This is a genomic window from Ruegeria arenilitoris (assembly GCF_013035425.1).
GTDB lineage: Bacteria > Pseudomonadota > Alphaproteobacteria > Rhodobacterales > Rhodobacteraceae > Ruegeria > Ruegeria arenilitoris_A.
In genome coordinates, this window is sequence record NZ_WQHX01000002.1 from 153,718 (window position 1) to 171,887 (window position 18,170).

An 18,170-nucleotide genomic window follows, 5' to 3' on the forward strand; every position below is an offset into this window, starting at 1 on the left:
ATAGTTTATTGAAGAAAGCTTTAATGCAGGCTCGTTCACAGGACGTGTCATGGGGGGCTTGAAAACAAAATCTGATGCATCGAATGGTGGCGAATGGCATGCCTCCATGTCCGTTGCGCTGGCGCTTGGGTTGGGCTTCTTTGTTCTTACTTCTGTTGCCGGAGTTCTAGGTGTCGGCTTGATCGTTGGCTATAGAAACACCTCAGAGCTGTTAACACAAAAGGCGGAACTGATTATTGGTGCTCAACGTCAGCAGGTTGAGCGATATCTGACCGCGGCTTCCGACCAAGTTGACTTTATTGCAAGTCGGATTGCCTCCGACGAAGTCGAACCTGATGGTTCTGAGGAATTCGTCAGCCTGTTGCTAGGTGCTGTTTCGGCTACTCCCCAGATTTTGCGTCTTCAGTTTATAGACCGAGATCAAATCTTGACCGGAGTCGAACGCGTACAGGACGAGACTGTGCCGATCTTTTTGAAGCTCGGCGATGATGTGGACCTGCTGAACTTAGTAAATAGTGCAATCGAGACAGGAAAATCCCGCTGGGGTGACATACTTTGGAGGGAAGAATACGGTCAGGCTGTTTTGAATTATCAAAAACCAGTTGTTCGGCAAGGAAAAATAGTCGGCGTCCTTTCAGCTTGGGTTTCCATTGTGAAGCTTTCCGAATTTTTGGCTGACCAAGAAGTGGAGTTCGGCGCAAATGTTTTTATGCTGTATGGAAGAAATTCCGTTCTGGCGCATCCACTTATGGCGTTTGGTTATTCTGGTTTGAACCGCTCGGCGCCTCTTCCGCAGCAAGACCGGTTTTCAGATCCTATCGTCTCGGCTATGTGGCAGCCGAATGATCGCTTTAGCGTCGCAAAGTACTTTCTGACCGGCACAAACACGCGCTTTGTTGCCTACGCAGAGTGGGAATACGTCATTTTCTTTGATGAGTTGTCGAGCTATGGCGCACAACCGCTGACCGTAGCCACATATTTTGAAGCCCACGATATCATCGCAGAAGCAGCCAGATTGAAGTGGGCCATTATCTTTTGCCTCGTCATGGCAGTGCTTTCGGCTGGAATGGCAGCCCTAATCGGTCAAAAGATTGCGCAACCCGTCCGGCGGTTGTCTGACAGTGCCAAGCGAGTTCATGACCTGGATATTTCCAACATCGCTGAAATCGAAGGGTCATTCTTCCGAGAATTGGACGAGGCAGCACGTTCCTACAACTTTATGCTCGACGGGTTGCGCTGGTTTGAACTTTATGTACCCAAACGACTGGTGCGCCAATTGATGCGCCATCATACCGGTAAGCAAATAAATTCATCGCATCGCGATGTCGTAATAATGTTCACGGATATCGTTGAATTTACAACTCTGTCTGAGCATCTCACGGCGCCTCAGGTTGCGCTATTTTTGAACGAACACTTTGCCGGGCTGGCCGATTGTATTCAAAGAAACGGCGGTACCATCGACAAGTTCATCGGAGATTCTGTGATGGCAATCTGGGGCGCATTGGAACATCAGGATGACGCAGCGGATTTGGCATGCCAAGCGGCGATTGAGATTGCTCGGTGGATCAAGGATTTCAACATTAACAAACGAACAGAGGCAGGGTTGTTGCACCCCGTCAGGTTACGAATTGGGATTCACATTGGTCGGGTCGTTGTCGGGAATATAGGCAGCGAAGGCAGGCTCAGCTACACGGTTGTCGGAGATGCAGTAAATGTTGCGCAAAGGCTCGAAGAAGCTGGTAGAAGTTTGGGAAACTCGGAATCCGAAGTAAATGTTCTCACCTCCAGTTCCGTCCGAAGCGCTTTGGTCAAACCGCTTGAGTTCGAGCGCATCGGCGCGCACAAACTTCGCGGGAGAGAAGAGCTAGTTGAAATATATTCTCTTAACGTGAATTAGTTAAAACCCAAAGATTTGTGCCAGGTAATCAACTGAGATTTCAGGCACCGAATATCCAGTTTCAAGAATTACCTACCCCGAAAACATAATTTTCTTCATCAGTGAAAGTAGTTACGTGTCGAACTTCTTCTATTCTTAGCCGCAATTAATAGAACTCTGGGCGAGCGAGCGCATCCGGAATAATACAGACGTTTAACTAGTTATTTTCCGTAATTTCCCGATGCAAAACCGATGTGTCAAAAACTGTATTCACCTGCCAGAGAGATTGGAACGCGATGCTCGGTATGTGGACGCAATACGATCGCCAACAAGCTCAACTGACAATGTCGGCAAGTCTCTATTTGGTTGCGCAAGTGACATCGCTGGAATTCCATTCCATGTCGTCGCAAGGTTGCGGTGAATGTGCCCGAAGAAAATCTGAGCGATGTCGGCAGGTTCCAGGACACCTGCCAACTCTCTATAATTTCTTAATTTAATCGGATCCAGGATCGGATCGCCGATGTCACATGGTGGGTGATGCATTACTATTATTATTGGGCGTTCGCCCGCCTTGCTGACTTCAGCTTCAAGCCAGGTCAGGCGTTCGGGGCACATAAACCCGCTGTCATTACCTGGGTCGAGTGTGTCAAGGAACAAACATCGATATTGACCGAAGTCCACGGCTGAATGAATAAACGGGCTTTCGATTTCAAACTCCTCCAGCATAACCGACCGGTTGTCGTGGTTACCGGGGATAAGAATTGTAGGAAACGGCAATGACTGCAGGCGGGTTTTAAGCCAGCGATAGGTCGACCGGGTGCCGTCGTCACTTATGTCGCCTCCGATCACGCAAAACTCGGCGTCTGGCCAGTTCTCGCCAGCGAAATTTAGTCCGGCGTCGACAATCCTTACATGAGTTGAAAAATCATCAACGTCAGTTTCCCGTAGGTGAAGGTCCGTTACAAACAGAAACCGCATGATTTTCTTAACCTCGCTAGCTCTAACCGCTGCACTGCAGCAGGTATAATGCTGGACTCCGCCCGATGTTTCACAAAAACTGCAAATATCGCGCTTAAGAACGCGGAAGGAATACACATTTGGGAGTTCAATGATGAAGAAGCTTACTTTTGCCGCTTCCGCGGCAGCCCTTTTTTTCACTGTGCCAGCCCTCGCGCAGACTGAAATTGAATGGTGGCACGCCCACGGCGGGCAGTTGGGCGAAACTGTGAATGCGATCGCAAACAAATTTAACGAATCGCAGTCCGAGATTGTTTTGACCCCGGTGTACAAAGGCGGGTACGAAGACACACTAACAGCGACAATTGCGGCATTCCGCGCTGGTGAACAGCCGAACATCGTCCAAGTATTTGACGCAGGTGCTGCTACGATCATCGGTGCTGAAGGAGCGGTAATACCAGCCGAAGACTTAATCCAACAGGCGGGTATCGACTTTGATGCAAACGACTACATTTCCGGCGTCCGGTATTTCTATGCTGACTCGGATGGTAAGATGGTCGGCATGCCGTTCAATTCTTCGACGCCAATTCTTTATTATAATGTTGCCGCTCTTGAGAAAGCTGGTGTTGAGCCACCAAAAACCTGGGAAGAATTCGAGGCTATCGCGCCAAAAATCGTAGAGGCAGGTTACATCCCGCTTGCGCAGTCGCACAGCCCATGGATTTTCACCGAAAACTTCCATTCACGTCACAACATTCCATTTGCGACAAACAACAATGGTTTTGATGGATCTGACGGCACCAAGATTCTAGTGAACAACGACGCCATCAAAATGCACTTCTCGAAAGTTAAAGAGTGGCTGGATGGCGGTTGGTATGGTTATTACGGCGCCGGTTGGGGCGATAACCAAACTCCGTTCGAGAACCAGGAAGTCGCCATGTGGCTCGGTTCGTCCGGCTCGTTTGGCGGTCTTCTGAACTCGGCTGATTTTGAATTCTCGGCAACCTATCTTCCATATTGGGAGTCGGTTACGGCCAATCCGACACAGACCTTCATTGGTGGCGCAGCACTTTTCGCACTCTCGGGTCATTCGGATGAGGAAAACAAAGCTTCTGCAGAGTTCTTCAAGTTCCTGTCCTCGACAGACATTCAGCAGTTCTGGCACACGGAAACCGGTTATGTGCCGATAACAACCGCTGCGTACGAAGCGACAAAGGCATCCGGTTATTACCAGGAGAAACCACAGGCTGAAGTTGGCATCCTGCAACTTTCACTGCCCGGCGGTGATAATTCAAAGGGTTATCGAATGGGGTTCTACGTTCAAATTCGTGACGTCATGAACCGCGAGTATGGTCGCATCTTTGCAGGTGAAACCGACGTCGAGTCGGCATTTGCCGTGATCGAAGAAGAAGGCAACCAGCTGCTCGAACGCTTCTCGAAGACGAACTGATTTAACATCGGTGGGGGCGGTTCTCGCCCCTGCCCCGTATCGCGCTCAAGGGGAAGGGTCGCCGTGGAAAAATCCCAGTTTAGAAACCCTTGGTTTCCGTATCTTTTGCTCTTGCCGCAAATGGGGATCATTGCGGTCTTTTTTCTTTGGCCTGCTGCCGAAGCAATAAGATCATCCTTTTTTTTGGAAGACCCGTTTTTTGGTAACGCGACATTCGTCGGTCTCGACAACTATCGGGTTGCTTTGACAGGTTCTGACTACCAGCGCACGGCCTGGTTCACGGCAGTATTTACAGTCATCGTATCGCTGATGTCCCTTGCACTTGGACTAATGCTCGCCGTCTCTGCCGACCGTGTCTTGCGAGGAAAATCCACATACAAGACCTTGTTGATGTGGGTATACGCAATTGCGCCTCCCGTTGCTGGATTGATAGGCGTCATGCTATTCGACCAGCACATTGGCCCGCTTGTCGAGTTCGTAGCCCTCTTTGGTTGGGAAATGCGCGTAGGAGTCAATTACTGGGACACAGGAATCGCGATGATCATTGTGTCTACCTGGAAGCAAGTACCTTACTGTTTCATTTTCTTTCTGTCGGGGCTCCAGTCTATCCCAACTTCCGTAAAAGAGGCCGCCCGTGTTGATTGTAGGTCCGAGACGCGTCGCTTCTGGACCATCACTTTTCCGCTTCTTGCGCCGACCACTTTCTTCTTACTGATCTTGAATATTACCTACGCAATGTTTGAGACCTTCGGCACCATCGACTTGATCGTAAAGGATCAGCCTGGCAACTCTCCGGTGACGCTTGTGTACAAGGTCTATCGTGACGGGTTTCGAGGCAATGATCTCGGGGGTTCCTCCGCGCAATCCGTAATTCTGATGCTCATTGTGCTTGCGTTGACGATCGCCCAATTCCGACTGATCGAACGCCGCGTGCATTACAATTGAGGTGAAACATGACAACAACCGAGCTTGAACAGTCAGCCTCTGTTCCGCATGCAAAACCGGCACCATCGCGAAAAACTTTCGGTGGAGTGCGTATCTACGACCATGTAGTTTTGTGGTTCGGCGTTTTCTTAATGATGGCACCTTTGGTTGTCGCTTTCACCACGTCCAGTTTTGATCACGTGCTGATACACCGCCAAGGCATGCAATTCGGTTGGGGAGACCAGTTTTCGCAGACTTACTCGACCGTGCTGAACCAGCAAGGCGGCTTTACCGGAGAAGTTACGGGCTGGTTGATGACCCAAAATAGCTTCATCCTGGGAATAGGCTTCGCGGTCGGCAAGATTGTTATCTCGATGCTTGCAGCATATGCGATCGTCTACTTTAGATTTCCGTTTGCCACTTTGGCATTTTGGATCATTTTCATGACTCTTCTGCTGCCGTTGGAAGTCAGAATTCTGCCATCCTACGAAGTCGTCCAGCAGCTTGGCCTTCTGAACACCTATACGGGGCTGATTCTTCCACTTATTGCCTCTGCGACAGGTACGTTCTTTTTCCGTCAATTCTTCAAGTCAGTTCCCAATGAGTTGCTGGAAGCGGCCCGGATCGACGGCGCAAACGCCTGGCGTTTTCTGATCGACATCCTCGTACCATTGTCCAAGACAATGATGGCGGCAATCTTCATCATCATGTTCGTGGTTGGGTGGAACCAATACCTTTGGCCGACGCTCATGACGACGGATGAGACTTATTTTACGCTTGTGCGAGGCATCAAACAGGTCATGCAAAACATGATTGGCGCCGATATTCCAAAATATAACGAAGCCCTTGCCATGGCGATGTTAGCGATGATCCCACCTGTTGCGGTCATCCTGATATTCCAAAGGATGTTCATCAAGGGCCTGGTGGAGCAGGAAAAATGACGACCCTCAAAATAAAAAACGTCAAAAAAGTTTATCCCAACGGCGCCGATGCGGTCAAAGGCGTATCTGTTGATGTTGAGGACGGAGAACTTGTGGTTTTTGTCGGGCCGTCCGGATGTGGGAAGTCGACACTGCTGCGAATGGTTGCCGGATTGGAAAGCGTAACCGAAGGTGAAATCGAACTTGCCGGACGAATTGTCAACGAACTCGAACCCGCAGACCGAAATATCGCGATGGTTTTCCAGAACTACGCTCTTTACCCTCACATGTCGGTGCGCAAGAACCTTGCTTACGGTCTGAAAAACCGAAAGACACCACAGGCCGAAATTGACACCAGAGTGTCAGAGGCCGCCGAATTGCTGCAGATCGCGGAGTTCCTAGATCGTAAACCAAGCCAGCTATCAGGTGGACAGCGACAACGCGTTGCGATGGGGCGAGCAATCGTTCGCCACCCTGCCATCTTTCTTTTTGACGAGCCTTTGTCCAATCTGGATGCCAAGCTGAGAAATCAGATGCGACTCGAGATAAAAAAGCTTCAACGCCGTCTCAAGACTGCTGCAATCTATGTCACTCACGATCAAGTCGAAGCGATGACTTTGGCGGATAGGATTGTTGTACTAAATGCCGGGCAAATCGAACAAATCGGCACCCCTGCAGAAATATACAGCAACCCGGCCACGACTTTCGTTGCCAGCTTCATCGGGGCTCCGCCAATGAACATGCTCGAAGCAACGACAACCGGAGAGTCACTGGAAATTGACGGGCAGTCGATACCCTATTCAGTCAAGCACTCGGGCAGAGTGCAGATGGGTCTTCGGCCTGAGCGCATCAAGATCGTGAATGGCGAGGCTGGCTTTGGTTTTGATGTCACAGTTTTAGAAGATTTAGGCGCGACGCGGCTTGTTCACGGTCACATTGGCGGTCAGGAAATCACGTTGGCCCAAGACGCAGACCTACCTGCTCCTTCGGGCCACATAAAAATCGGTTTTCAACCCGATGACGTGCTTCTATTCGACGAGGCCACTGGTCAACGTATCCTGACATGAACGCAAAAAAACGTTTCCGAGAAATGTTTCGGAACAGCAAAAGCAGTGTTTTGATCTCGGTCCATCGGGGTCTGTGGGGTCCCTTGCCGGAAAACTCGCTGGCGGCGATCCGAAAGGCAGTACCGTACGGAATCGTCGAGATAGATATACAGCTTTCATCTGACGGTGAGCCTGTCGTATTTCATGACGATACCCTTGATAGAATGACCGATCATACGGGCCGCGTTTCCGAATTCACTGCAAAAGACATCTCGCGAATTAGACTGCGCGAAGGTTCCGGAGGAAGCTCGAAACAGGTCACCAGCGAAACTGTGCCCCTTTTCTCGGAGCTGCTCTCTGATCTGCCCCAAGGTGCCTTTTTTGACGTTGACGTAAAAAATCCCAGTGAAACTGCAGCAGTCGCACAGTATCTGGAGCAAAAATCGAGCACCCTTAGCGGCTCGATCAAAATAGACACGTCGACCAAAGACGAAATTTCAAACCTGCTCGCGCTCGAAGATAAAAGCGGTCTCATGGGCATGGCCAAGGTTAATCTATCGACCGCAGACCTCTGTCATATTGCAGATTTACGAAACGCCGGCATAGCCTGCGCTGAGTTGTGGTTCGACGACATTGATAAGCTTGCAGAGGCCTACCGAGTTGCCGGTGATCAAATGAAGATTTCGACCTACACTCTGGATCCTGTTCACTGCTGCGGATTAAGTGACACGCTTGCAAAATCCAGTCCGAATCAGGTCTGGGGAAAATTAATTGAAGCGGGCGTTGGCGTTATAATGACTGACCAAGCTCGACAACTTTCTGACTATCTCAATACACTTTAGCTTCGTATGGCCGTCAATTGGGTCATCAGGCGAAGAAACCCAAGAACAAGTAGCAACGGAGGCAGCATCGAAACCGATGCAACAACTAATCCGGGACCGGATCCGGTTACAACCAAGTTTAATCCACGCATCAAAGGATAGATATGATCGTCCACCGAAATGATAAGTGGCCACAGATACTGATTCCAACCGAACACAAATGAAATTAGAAAAACCGCGCCGATTGGCGCTTTCGACAATGGAACCAGAAAATCCCGCAATATGCGTATGGCACCAGCGCCGTCCATCAAAGCGGCTTCAAAAATTTCTTCTGGGATCAGTTTTAAGTGCTGTCGAAAAACCAGAGTCGCAAGAGCCAACGGCAACACTGGTAAAATCGCACCGGGCCACGTGTCGATTAAACCCAAGTCAGCGGCGACATCAAAGGTGCTTAGAATTCTTGCCTCTACCGGGAACAACAAGGTCGCAACCGTTATCCCAAAGCAAATTTTGGGTATACGACCAGGGAAACGGGTCATTGCGTAGGCTGCAAGAAATGCCACAACCGTTGTTACCGTAGCAATTCCCAAGGCCAAAAACATGCTTGAGCTAAGCATCCACGAAAAATCGGCCGCCTTTGTGTTTGCCGCCAAATCGCGGAAGAATGCCAAGTTCTCCAGGTATCCATCCATTGACGTGACAGCATCCTGACCTCGAGCAGACAACCCCCCTGTTTTGCCAGCGTTCCAGAATACCAAACCCAAGGGTGCAGACATAACAATTGTAAATGAGACCAGTAAAATATGGTCGAGTACAGTTCCGAAGTGCTTTCTGCGCATGTTCATAATAACTTTGGTGCCAACACTTACTTTGCGCCGCTCAACAATCTACCATGAGACCGATTACACAAGACAGGTGCAGGTTTGTGATTTTTCTTCTTTTCTTGTCAGAGATGTCTTTGTGCAAAATGTTTTCCGCTTTGAACTTGGCTAGTGCATCCTGCAACCGTTGTGCAATGTTGTGGATAAATCAAACTGTCTGAACGGAATAACCAAATGAACCAACAGTTGCTGATAAAATCACTAGAGCTACTAAAGAACGGTCATTTCAAGGCGGGCTACCAAATGGAGCAGGCGCATGAGATCTGCCAGGATTACGAGGGTGAGCCGACATTTGACTGGATTCACGCACTGGTTCATCGGATCGAGGGTGACGATGGCAATGCAGAGTATTGGTACCGACGCGCCGGAAAGTATAGACACCCGGGTTCCGTGGCCGACGAATGGCAGACTATTTGGGACGAAGTTACGTAATCATCAGAGAGAAAATCATCCGACTTGTTGATGAACCTCGATGACGTTTCCTTCTGGATCTAGAAAGAAAACTTGGTGCCATTCTTTTGCAAAGGTTGTGCCGTAGTCAGAATACGGAATCCCCTCTTGTTCGAGGGTTTCAAGTACCGCTGAAATATCATCGGTACGGAACGCAATATGTCCGCGGTCTACTGGATTGATCACCTGCCCATTCTTGAAGGCGACATCAAGCTGGCGTTCTGCAAGGTGCATTTGCACTGCACCAACTGAGGCAAATTTGATCTTGCCATCATACCCGGTCTCACCCGTCGCTTGAGTGCGCGGAAAATTCTCCTGAGGGATATCTTCGAGACCCAGCAACCTCGTGTAAAAGTCATGCATTTGGTCCACATCTTTCGAGACAAAGTTGATATGATGAAATTCAAGCTTCATTGGAGGACGCCGATCACTTTGTCTTATGCCAACCAGAAAAGTAACGGGAAAACTGCTCAACTGCCATAGGGCAAACGCTAGTTATTGTGTCGCACTAACCCAAATGCTGGGCGACTGCCTGCCTTGGGGACTTTGTCTTTATTGAAACAATTTGCGCGCGCAACCGCTTTCGGAGACTGTAACGCTGGCGAGCCTCGTTCACGACTAAACTGTGCAAAATCCAATCTTGCAGCCTTACTTTTAGTCACCAACCCACGATCATACAATCTTGACATCAAAGGTTCCCAAATTGGCGGCAGCGACTTCGATCACATCTCCCTTTCGAACCGATCCAACGCCAGACGGCGTTCCAGTGAGGATAACGTCACCCGCTGCCAACTCGAAATATTCACTTAGGTACGAGATAATCTCGGGAACTTTCCAAATCATTTGACTGACATCCCCCACTTGTTGAAGCTTTCCGTTCAGCGACAGGGTAATAGCACCATCAGCGATCAATCCGACGCTAGATACCGGATGAATTGGCCCAACCGGAGCAGAGCGTTCAAAGGCCTTACCGACCTCCCATGGACGACCAAGCTCTTTTTGCCGTCTTTGCAAGTCCCGCCGAGTCATATCAACAGCCAGCGCATACCCAAAAATATGGCGTGCAGCCTCTTCGACCGCGATGTTGACGCCGCCGGACTTCAGCATGACTGCAAGTTCGACTTCGTAGTGCACGTCGTCTGACATAGACGGGTACGGAAACTCACCCGAAGGGTCCAAATTGTCCGGATTTTTTTGAAAAAAGAATGGTGGTTCACGATCGGCGTCGTGACCCATTTCGACAGCGTGGGCTGCGTAATTTCTGCCGACGCATTATACGCGACGCACTGGAAAGACAGCCGTCGATCCCAAAACAGGAAGGGAAACTTGAGGGTGAGGTGGAAAAGAGTATTCGGGCATCTATGCTTTCCAGCAAACAATTGAAAACCGTTTTGTTAATTCGAGTGACTGTTTGGCTAAGCCGAAAAGTATCCCGATGTGCTCCATTTAGTACAGATGATTTGCTTTTTGAAAACGGTGTCCCAACCATAGTTTCGGTCACTCCCACGCGGATAACTTGCGCCATCGTCGAGAGTCAGGAAGCACAAAACGTATTGCCACGCCGAACGCCCAACGCCCGCTGATCCGAACGTTAGATAAAATTTCCCGCCATTGGCTGAAAACTGGAAACAATACTAGTTCGGGACATCTCCTGCTTCTGAAATTCAAAAGCCCAAAAAAATTTCGCCTATGAGTTTTAAGCAATGAACAAGTTCGCGCAATCTTTCTTTCAAATAAATGACTTAGGAACTCTGATAGCACCAAAACATAGAAAAACCCCTGACAAGTCGCTCGCTCGGCGCAGCCATTTGTTTAATCAGCAAACGACAACTCAACGCAGCTTAGCCGCCAAAATCAAGGTTAAATCTCGTTTTTGTGCTATTCTAAGCGGTGTTTCTTTGGGGGATATTTTAATGGCTAAGTTTGTTTCGATACTTATTTGGGGCGTCGTGATTGTTGGTTGCGCCGTCGTTGGTATGAGCATGTTTCGTGTCACGTATTTTTCTGGTGCTGATCGGGTGTACTATGCCTCCCAACAGTTTATCGCAAAATTGACATCTGGTGACGTGATAGAACAAGGTTTTATTATTTTGGTTGTCGGAGTTGTGATTTGGCTTGTTATCTCAGCCACACAGAGATCGATATAGCTAGGTTTCTTTATAGAATAATACTGCAGTTTCCGGCATTTCACGCGTAATTTCTGTCCTTTATCATTCAGGCGACGATCGTCCGAACCAACGCCGCGACACCGATATTGCCATTCACCTAATCACTGTGAGCGATCGCATTGCCGACAAAGCCATCCAAAATATCTCAATCCCGCTGGTGGTAAATCAATTCATAGAAAACGTGAAACCTTATTCGTCTGCCCTAACTTCACTGTGTCAGGTCAGAGGTTGCGATATGTTCAACGACGATGTTTTTGCAAAATGCCCCCGATGCGGTTCTTCCGATACCGCGTTTACGAAAGATGAGATCACATGCTGTGCGTGTGGCTTTGGTGAACAACTTGTTCTTGACGATCAGACACTTGAGGGGATGCAAAAGGACGTCGCAAACGCCTTGAACCAGGCAAAAACGCGAAACGTTTTGCAGACATGGAGCTTTGCCGGTTGATGACGCACCAGTCGATCGAGGCTGCTTGAGTTAAGTCCGTCAGGATACAGATCGATTACTTCTTCGCACATACCCGAATTTACCAAACGCAAATGTCAGATTCCACATTCGTGATGGGATGATGGCGACCCTACAGTGCAATATTGTAAATTTCCGGAAGACCAAAAACCGGACGCTTCACGCGCGTTGAACGAATTGGTTCCAACGTCATCGGAGCGGGTACCCAAGACCACCCAGAATTGTTGGGATTTTCCGCTTCAAACCAAAAAATCCCTTTGTCGCGTGTGGCCAAGCTAAGCTGTCATAGTTTCGGCGGATTTGGTGCAATTGCAGTCCGGCCTCCGCAAGCTTTGACTTGTACAGTTTCGTCGCGACTGGCCCAACCGGAGCAAATCCGGTGACAACGGTTTTCACACCGGCCGCTTCCGCCGCTGCGACGATCCGGTCTTGCCAGTTTGTGGTTTCAAGACTCGGACAGTCACAGGAATTCCAGATTGCGCCCGCCGCAAAGTTCTGGGCAGTCTTTCCTAGCGAAAGCGGTGAACGCTCGCAGGAAGCAACAAGCCCCATATCAGCGGCAGGTTCATGCGGCAACAATTCTGCAATTTGACAATCCTCTTCAGTCACAAGAAGCAAAAAATCTCCTTTTGGCATTGGGTCGGAAATAGAAAGCGCGACGCTAGGATGTTCTGCTTTTTCTGTTAGTGGTTCCGCATTTTCCGCCAACTGTCCGACAGGGTTAAACTTCCCCTCCGTAAACTTTGCGATGTTGTTGGCCCGAGCGAGATATGTTTTGCCCTTAGTGTGCAGACCAGCGACCCAACGCCAGCTAAGCGTGTTTGATGCCGGGTCGCCGTCCATCAAGTGACGCAAAAAGAAATCTGCGCCCAGTTCCCACGGCAAGCGCAAAGTAAAAATCCAAATCGAGGCGAACCACATACGTGAGTGGTTATGCAAATATCCGGTTTCAACTAATTCCCGCACCCAATGATCGAAACAATCAATGCCAGTTCGCCCCTGAGTCGCATCCCGGTATTCTTGGTTTTGAATTCCGCTCTCAAGGGCACGATTTAAGTTGCTCAAATAAGCAGTCCAAACGCTAGGGTGTTGTTCAAGCCATCCTTTGAAATAGGTGCGCCAGAAGACTTCTTGGACAAATTTTTCCGCTTGGGAAATAGAATGGTGTTTTTGCACCGCGTTAAGCACGTCTTGTTCGGTTATCAAGCGGTGCCGGATCCACGGCGAAAGAGCTGAGACATAGCCACGAAATTCCGGCCCAAAATCATAGTTTCGACGGGCGGCGTATTCCCTGCCCGCCAACGGCGCAAAGTTTCTCAGACGTGCCAACCCAGCCTTTCGAGACGGCGTGAACTGCAAAGAACCAAAGTGACGGCTTTCTTCTTCTGACAACATTTTGGTGATCATCTTGAGCGCCTGCATCGTTCCGAGCAATAGCGGACGTCATTCCATACCTTGGCCCACTTCTTGCGCCACGAGAACGGGCGCCCACAGATCACGCAGTTCTTGAAGGGCAGATCAGATTTTTTCATCATGGCAACGTTACTCCTCGAATGGCAGGGTCATCTGAGCAGGCAGAACATTACCTTCGCTACGTTTTCGGTTTGCTGGTCTTGTTTTTCGACTGGCGTGTTTTGCGGCAATAGCCAAGGCTTCGGCTCGAAATGCCTGACCGCGCCTGACCGCCCATATCCGTTGTCGCGCTTTTTTCGCAGCAGATAAATGGTCCACGATTGGGTAAGGATAGGATTTGCCCAACAAATCGACCGCGTTTTCGGCCTTCCAAGGCTCGTGCAAAAACCGGTCTGGTATCTTGGCCAGTTCAGGCACCCATTTTCGCGTGAAAGTGCCGCTGGGGTCCTGATCGTAACCTTGCTTGACCGGGTTGTAGATTCGAACCGTATTTATACCAGTCGTACCCGATTGCATTTGCACCTGGCTCCAGTGAATGCCCGGTTCATAGTCCGTAAAGTACCGAGCGAGCTGCAATCCTGGTGCGCGCCAATCTAACCACAAATGATAGCTGGCAGTCGCCATAATCATGGAGCGCATCCGAAAATTCAGCCAACCCGATGCCCTGAGATATCTCATACATGCATCTAAAAACGGTAACCCGGTTTCACCATTGGTCCATGCCTCCAGCCTGATTTGATCCGGCTCTGACGGTCGAATAGCATCATAGCCGCGATGAAGGTTTGCATATTCAATACTTGGTTCGGCTTCGAGCTTTTGAATGAAGTGACAATGCCAATGGAGGCGCCCATTGAATGACTTCAACGACCCTTGCCACTCAGTATTATTTTTTGACTGAGTGGTCCGGAGTTCGCATTGTCGCGCCCAGTTTGCCTGGGTGACTTCGCGCATCGACAATGTTCCCCACGACAAATGAGGCGAAAGCCTGGAACAGGCGCTTTCTCCTTCAACTGGCGATGACATCGCGGTGCGATAAGTCTTAGCGCGGCGCGCGAGGAAGCTGTCGAGCAAACTCAAACCAGCTCGCCGCCCTCCCGTCTGGCGTAGTGGGCAAAAGTCAACCAAAATGCCCAAGTCTTTCGCGGTCGGAATGTTGCCGGGGTCGACTTCCACAGGTTTGAGACGCGGCGGCAGTCGGACCGGTTCCGACATCAGACTGTCCCAACGTTGTGACCAGCCGACGCGAGACTTTAAGCGTCGAAAAACACCATGGTTTTGGACTTCGTACCAAGGAACGCCGAAGGTTCGGCACCAAGCAGCCACGCGCAGATCGCGTTGAAAGGTCCAATCGTTCCCAGTTTCTTCATGCGACCACAACGCGGTTATTCCGCGCCTCTTAAGAAGGTCATAAAGAACAGCGGTCACCTCACCAGTTCTAACCACCAACGGCTGACCTAAATTGCCCAAGTCAACGCGCAACTGTTGAAGTGTTTCCTCAACAAAGGCCCATTGCCGACTTGACATATCAGGCGCTTGCCAAAGCTCGGGTTCCGCCACGAATAACGGCAAAACATCCCCTCGAGCCGCAGCTTTGGAGAGAACCCGATTGTCATGAACTCTTAGATCGCGCTTGAACCAGACGACTTGCAAAATGTGACCTCAAATTTGGTACATATCGAAGTACGAACTAAGGCGATTTGCTTGGTTCTCAATTTTGAGGCTAACGAGAGCCATTGATCGTTTTGATGCGACTAAGAGTAAAGATTGCTTTGGGTGTTAGGTGGGCATCTGACTAAATCTGTAAAAGTTAATTTTCAGCCCAAGGCAGACACCCATGCCGATAAATGATAAGCGTTAGTCTAATGGTTTGAACAATTTATATTTTGTTGGTGGCATGCTCGAATTTGATGCGGAAACAACTCGGCTTTTGGATAGCGTTTATGAAGGTGCAGATGTCACGCGTCGGCGTCGAGGGTCTTTCGACGCGCTAAGCCCTGCCCCTGGAGAGATCATTGCGGACATCGGATGTGGTAACGGCCTTTTGACAGCCGAGCTTGCCCGAGCAGTTGGTCCAATGGGCCGGATCCTGGGCATTGATCCCAGTGACGCAATGCGGCAATCGGCCGAGAACAGATGTCGTGTGTATGACTGGGTTGAGATAACCGATGGCTGGGCCGGACAACTCCCCGTTGAAGACGCTTCGCTTGACAAAGCTGTTTCGGTTCAGGTTTTTGAATATTTGGACGATATCCCCGCAGCGGTTGCTGAGGCCTATCGTAGCCTCAAGCAGGGCGGTCGTCTTGTCGTGGGCGACATCCATTTTGGCAGCTTAGTCTGGTTCAGCCAATATCCCGAGAGGATGGCCCGGATGGTCAAGGCTTGGGACCAGCACTTTGTGGATAGAGAGGTTCCTGCTCATTTGCCCGCAATTTTTCGCGATGCTGGCTTAATATTAGAAAGCGTAACTCCTGTCACAATTTGCGACACCCAACTCCGGCCAGACGGATTGGCCAATATGATGATAATCCTGATGAAAAGGTTCGCTGAAGCCAATGGACTTGTCCCGGAACTGGAAGCCAAGGAATGGGCTGAAGAGCAGAGGTCTCTGGCAGAGCAAGGAAAATTTTTCTTTTCGGTAACGCATTTCGTTGTAAGCGGTCGCAAAGTTTAGCAACCAGCTTTGCTCATACGTTACCGGTGAGTGTCGAGGGTCCGATCAATGATTTATGTGCGACTGCTTATTTATCGCGCTTAGGGCTTACCCAAACGCGCGCCAAGGCGACGATTCCATACAAAGTCGCCCCTGAGTAAACTTGGTGAAAGTCGAGGACCTAGAAAACCTGAAAAGCAAAGGACAAGTAATCGACAAGTATACCTTGCCAAGTTTGGGACAGAATGTGGGACAGCTTAAGTTGCCCCCTTTTTTATTATTATTTTATAACGACATAAAGGGGTATTTTGGTGCGGTCGAGAAGACTCGAACTTCCACGGGTGTTACCCCACAGCGACCTCAACGCTGCGCGTCTACCAATTCCGCCACGACCGCACTGCCAATGACTTTGTAGAGGCGCGTATAGACCCAGAGGCTCGGGATGTGAAGAGGCAAAAATCATAACGGTTTGAATTGATACGCATCAGTCATATCTATCGCGTTGGATATGTTTTGCATCAAATTCGGGGCATGGAATGTCGTCGTCAGAACCCACTTCAATCGTGCAAGTTGACATTGTTTCGGATGTAGTTTGCCCTTGGTGTATTGTGGGGTTTCTTCAGCTGAAGCAAGCTTTGAAAAATGAGAACGCCTTTGCATGCCTTAGATGGCATCCCTTCGAACTGAATCCCGCCTTGGGTGCCGAAGGACAGAATTTGCGTGACCATATCGCTGAAAAGTACGGTTCTACACCTGAGCAGAGCCAGCAAGCGCGCGACCGACTTACTGCATTGGGGGCAGAACTGGGGTTTGAATTTAACTTCACTGCCGACAGCCGGATTTACAATACGTTTGCCGCGCATCAGTTGCTGGATTGGGCGGAAACACAAGGTAGGCAGCATCCACTTAAATTAGCGTTGTTCGAAGCCTACTTTACGCGGCAGTTGGATGTGTCGGCGGCCGAGGTTCTATTGGGTGCTGTCCAGATCGCCGGGCTGGATCCCGAGGCAGCACGTTCTGCTCTTGCTTCCGGCGGTATCGCAAGTCGGGTGCGGGAAAAGCAACAGTTTTGGACAAGCCGGGGGATTTCAGGCGTGCCCACTTTGGTTTTTGATGGAAAGTACATTTTGAGCGGAGCACAAGGCACCGACACTTATGGACAGGTTCTGCAAAGATGTCTGAACGAGGTGGCCTGACAGCTTCCCCCTTCGTCAAAGACGGTCTAAGGACGTGACATGGAATGGAAGACATCAGATGGTTTGACTGATTACGAAGCGGCGGTCTCTTTTATGGAGGCGCGTGTTGCCGCGATCGCCTCAGGTATAGCCGACGAGTGTATTTGGTTGCTGGAACACCCAGCATTGTACACTGCTGGCACTTCGGCGCGGATAGAAGACCTGACAGATCCTGACCGTTTTCCTGTCCATTCCACCAAGCGCGGCGGACAATACACTTACCACGGTCCGGGGCAACGTGTGGTGTACGTGATGCTGGACGTATCCAAGCGTGGGCATGACGTTCGTCAATTCGTGAAGCAGCTTGAGAATTGGGTGATTGCCGCTCTGGCAGAATTTAATGTCAAAGGCGAGATCCGCGATGGGCGTGTGGGCGTCTGGGTACAGCGCAACGACAAGCCTTTGTCACCATCTGGTCATCAGGCCGAAGACAAGGTTGCGGCAATTGGCATCCGTCTTCGAAAGTGGGTGAGCTTCCACGGAATCTCGATCAACGTGGAACCGGATTTGAGCCATTTTTCGGGAATCGTACCATGTGGGATACAGGATCACGGGGTGACGTCACTGGTTGATCTGGGATTGCCTGTTACAATGGCTGATTTGGATGTCGCCTTGAAGAAGACCTTTGAAGAAGTTTTCGGCGATCCGACATGTCACTCAACACCACCTGAAACTGACTAACGAATCGCGAAGTAGTGAGCATTTCGCCGACAATCCGATACCTCGCGTCGTTCTGTTTCCAAATTCCAGTCGAATTTCGCCCAGTTTTGCTAAATTCTATCGAAATTCGAGGGTTTCATTATTTCCCCAAGTACAAAGTAAATTGAACCACGTAGTATGTAATGACTGTTAACGAGTGAGTGGTGTCTTAATAAGTGATCTCGGGTAAGCCCGTGAAAATCGACATATTTTT

At 49.8% G+C, this 18,170-nt stretch carries 18 protein-coding genes, 1 tRNA gene and 1 pseudogene; 12 read left to right on the top strand and 8 right to left on the bottom strand.

The features are described from left to right. The first annotated feature begins 49 nt into the window (after positions 1-49). Positions 50-1,897 (top strand): adenylate/guanylate cyclase domain-containing protein, encoded by a 1,848-nt coding sequence (locus GOV45_RS06335; protein WP_170475662.1) that lies wholly within the window; start codon positions 50-52, stop codon positions 1,895-1,897. A gap of 249 nt (positions 1,898-2,146) precedes the next feature. Here the strand turns inward: GOV45_RS06335 and GOV45_RS06340 are convergent, their stop codons facing one another. Continuing rightward, entirely contained in the window at positions 2,147-2,854 is a 708-nt protein-coding gene (locus GOV45_RS06340; protein ID WP_170475664.1) for a metallophosphoesterase, read from the bottom strand. Positions 2,855-2,987: 133 nt separating this feature from the next. Here GOV45_RS06340 and GOV45_RS06345 point away from each other — a divergent pair, with 133 nt between their 5' ends. The 5 genes from GOV45_RS06345 (at position 2,988) to GOV45_RS06365 (ending at position 8,015) form a co-directional block, all read left to right on the top strand. Beyond that, complete coding sequence (locus tag GOV45_RS06345; protein WP_170475666.1) at positions 2,988-4,283, top strand: extracellular solute-binding protein; 1,296 nt, start codon at positions 2,988-2,990, stop codon at positions 4,281-4,283. A 63-nt stretch (positions 4,284-4,346) separates the two neighbouring features. Beyond that, entirely contained in the window at positions 4,347-5,228 is an 882-nt protein-coding gene (locus tag GOV45_RS06350) for a carbohydrate ABC transporter permease (protein ID WP_170475668.1), read from the top strand. Between the two features lie 8 nt (positions 5,229-5,236). Further along, on the top strand, positions 5,237-6,148 hold the full coding sequence (locus GOV45_RS06355) for an ABC transporter permease subunit (protein ID WP_170475670.1): 912 nt from the start codon (positions 5,237-5,239) through the stop codon (positions 6,146-6,148). Next, positions 6,145-7,194, top strand: a complete 1,050-nt coding sequence (ugpC, locus tag GOV45_RS06360; protein WP_170475671.1) for a sn-glycerol-3-phosphate ABC transporter ATP-binding protein UgpC — start codon at positions 6,145-6,147, stop codon at positions 7,192-7,194. The genes GOV45_RS06355 and ugpC overlap by 4 nt, the downstream gene beginning before the upstream one ends. 23 nt (positions 7,195-7,217) lie before the next feature. After that, positions 7,218-8,015, top strand: coding sequence for a glycerophosphodiester phosphodiesterase family protein (locus GOV45_RS06365; protein WP_170475673.1), 798 nt, complete (start codon positions 7,218-7,220; stop codon positions 8,013-8,015). Here GOV45_RS06365 and GOV45_RS06370 read toward each other — a convergent pair. Then, the gene (locus GOV45_RS06370) at positions 8,012-8,833 is read right to left on the bottom strand and encodes a carbohydrate ABC transporter permease (protein ID WP_170475675.1); all 822 of its coding nucleotides are present in this window, start codon (positions 8,831-8,833) and stop codon (positions 8,012-8,014) included. The genes GOV45_RS06365 and GOV45_RS06370 overlap by 4 nt on opposite strands. 216 nt (positions 8,834-9,049) lie before the next feature. Between GOV45_RS06370 and GOV45_RS06375 the strand changes: the two genes are divergently transcribed. Beyond that, entirely contained in the window at positions 9,050-9,307 is a 258-nt protein-coding gene (locus tag GOV45_RS06375) for a hypothetical protein (protein ID WP_170475677.1), read from the top strand. A 15-nt stretch (positions 9,308-9,322) separates the two neighbouring features. On the opposite strand, the gene GOV45_RS06380 is transcribed toward GOV45_RS06375, so the two are convergent. Together GOV45_RS06380 and GOV45_RS06385 are read right to left on the bottom strand one after the other, a co-directional pair. After that, positions 9,323-9,739 (bottom strand): VOC family protein, encoded by a 417-nt coding sequence (locus GOV45_RS06380; RefSeq protein WP_170475679.1) that lies wholly within the window; start codon positions 9,737-9,739, stop codon positions 9,323-9,325. Between the two features lie 258 nt (positions 9,740-9,997). Then, positions 9,998-10,684, bottom strand: a pseudogene (locus GOV45_RS06385) (fumarylacetoacetate hydrolase family protein). Between the two features lie 344 nt (positions 10,685-11,028). Here GOV45_RS06385 and GOV45_RS06390 point away from each other — a divergent pair. After that, entirely contained in the window at positions 11,029-11,472 is a 444-nt protein-coding gene (locus GOV45_RS06390; protein ID WP_170475681.1) for a hypothetical protein, read from the top strand. Between the two features lie 127 nt (positions 11,473-11,599). Beyond that, a complete protein-coding gene (locus GOV45_RS06395) occupies positions 11,600-11,941 on the top strand; it encodes a hypothetical protein (RefSeq protein ID WP_170475683.1) in 342 nt (113 codons plus the stop codon). Between the two features lie 207 nt (positions 11,942-12,148). On the opposite strand, the gene GOV45_RS06400 is transcribed toward GOV45_RS06395, so the two are convergent. Genes GOV45_RS06400 through GOV45_RS06410 form a run of 3 tightly spaced genes read right to left on the bottom strand, consistent with a single transcriptional unit; the run spans position 12,149 to position 15,022 of the window. Beyond that, positions 12,149-13,366 (bottom strand): FAD-binding domain-containing protein, encoded by a 1,218-nt coding sequence (locus tag GOV45_RS06400; RefSeq protein ID WP_170475685.1) that lies wholly within the window; start codon positions 13,364-13,366, stop codon positions 12,149-12,151. Next, positions 13,363-13,494, bottom strand: a complete 132-nt coding sequence (locus GOV45_RS06405; RefSeq protein WP_254442440.1) for a DUF2256 domain-containing protein — start codon at positions 13,492-13,494, stop codon at positions 13,363-13,365. The genes GOV45_RS06400 and GOV45_RS06405 overlap by 4 nt, the downstream gene beginning before the upstream one ends. Before the next feature lie 7 nt (positions 13,495-13,501). After that, entirely contained in the window at positions 13,502-15,022 is a 1,521-nt protein-coding gene (locus tag GOV45_RS06410) for an FAD-binding domain-containing protein (protein WP_170475687.1), read from the bottom strand. Positions 15,023-15,266: 244 nt separating this feature from the next. Here GOV45_RS06410 and GOV45_RS06415 point away from each other — a divergent pair, with 244 nt between their 5' ends. Continuing rightward, the gene (locus GOV45_RS06415) at positions 15,267-16,043 is read left to right on the top strand and encodes a methyltransferase domain-containing protein (protein WP_170475689.1); all 777 of its coding nucleotides are present in this window, start codon (positions 15,267-15,269) and stop codon (positions 16,041-16,043) included. A 288-nt stretch (positions 16,044-16,331) separates the two neighbouring features. On the opposite strand, the gene GOV45_RS06420 is transcribed toward GOV45_RS06415, so the two are convergent. Beyond that, positions 16,332-16,418 (bottom strand) — tRNA-Leu (locus GOV45_RS06420). Positions 16,419-16,558: 140 nt separating this feature from the next. Here GOV45_RS06420 and GOV45_RS06425 point away from each other — a divergent pair. Together GOV45_RS06425 and lipB are read left to right on the top strand one after the other, a co-directional pair. Beyond that, complete coding sequence (locus GOV45_RS06425; protein ID WP_170475691.1) at positions 16,559-17,218, top strand: DsbA family oxidoreductase; 660 nt, start codon at positions 16,559-16,561, stop codon at positions 17,216-17,218. A 39-nt stretch (positions 17,219-17,257) separates the two neighbouring features. Next, complete coding sequence (lipB, locus tag GOV45_RS06430; protein WP_170475693.1) at positions 17,258-17,938, top strand: lipoyl(octanoyl) transferase LipB; 681 nt, start codon at positions 17,258-17,260, stop codon at positions 17,936-17,938. The last annotated feature ends 232 nt before the right edge of the window (positions 17,939-18,170 follow it).

Bases quoted from the DNA above. Each gene is read 5' to 3' on its own strand.
- GOV45_RS06390 (WP_170475681.1), top strand. From the start codon at position 11,029: ATGAACAAGTTCGCGCAATCTTTCTTTCAAATAAATGACTTAGGAACT.
- GOV45_RS06415 (WP_170475689.1), top strand. From the start codon at position 15,267: ATGCTCGAATTTGATGCGGAAACAACTCGGCTTTTGGATAGCGTTTAT.
- GOV45_RS06345 (WP_170475666.1), top strand. From the start codon at position 2,988: ATGAAGAAGCTTACTTTTGCCGCTTCCGCGGCAGCCCTTTTTTTCACT.
- GOV45_RS06405 (WP_254442440.1), bottom strand. From the start codon at position 13,494: ATGATGAAAAAATCTGATCTGCCCTTCAAGAACTGCGTGATCTGTGGG.
- GOV45_RS06335 (WP_170475662.1), top strand. From the start codon at position 50: ATGGGGGGCTTGAAAACAAAATCTGATGCATCGAATGGTGGCGAATGG.
- GOV45_RS06370 (WP_170475675.1), bottom strand. From the start codon at position 8,833: ATGCGCAGAAAGCACTTCGGAACTGTACTCGACCATATTTTACTGGTC.
- ugpC (WP_170475671.1), top strand. From the start codon at position 6,145: ATGACGACCCTCAAAATAAAAAACGTCAAAAAAGTTTATCCCAACGGC.
- GOV45_RS06355 (WP_170475670.1), top strand. From the start codon at position 5,237: ATGACAACAACCGAGCTTGAACAGTCAGCCTCTGTTCCGCATGCAAAA.
- GOV45_RS06340 (WP_170475664.1), bottom strand. From the start codon at position 2,854: ATGCGGTTTCTGTTTGTAACGGACCTTCACCTACGGGAAACTGACGTT.
- lipB (WP_170475693.1), top strand. From the start codon at position 17,258: ATGGAATGGAAGACATCAGATGGTTTGACTGATTACGAAGCGGCGGTC.
- GOV45_RS06425 (WP_170475691.1), top strand. From the start codon at position 16,559: ATGTCGTCGTCAGAACCCACTTCAATCGTGCAAGTTGACATTGTTTCG.
- GOV45_RS06375 (WP_170475677.1), top strand. From the start codon at position 9,050: ATGAACCAACAGTTGCTGATAAAATCACTAGAGCTACTAAAGAACGGT.
- GOV45_RS06380 (WP_170475679.1), bottom strand. From the start codon at position 9,739: ATGAAGCTTGAATTTCATCATATCAACTTTGTCTCGAAAGATGTGGAC.
- GOV45_RS06400 (WP_170475685.1), bottom strand. From the start codon at position 13,366: ATGATCACCAAAATGTTGTCAGAAGAAGAAAGCCGTCACTTTGGTTCT.
- GOV45_RS06365 (WP_170475673.1), top strand. From the start codon at position 7,218: ATGTTTCGGAACAGCAAAAGCAGTGTTTTGATCTCGGTCCATCGGGGT.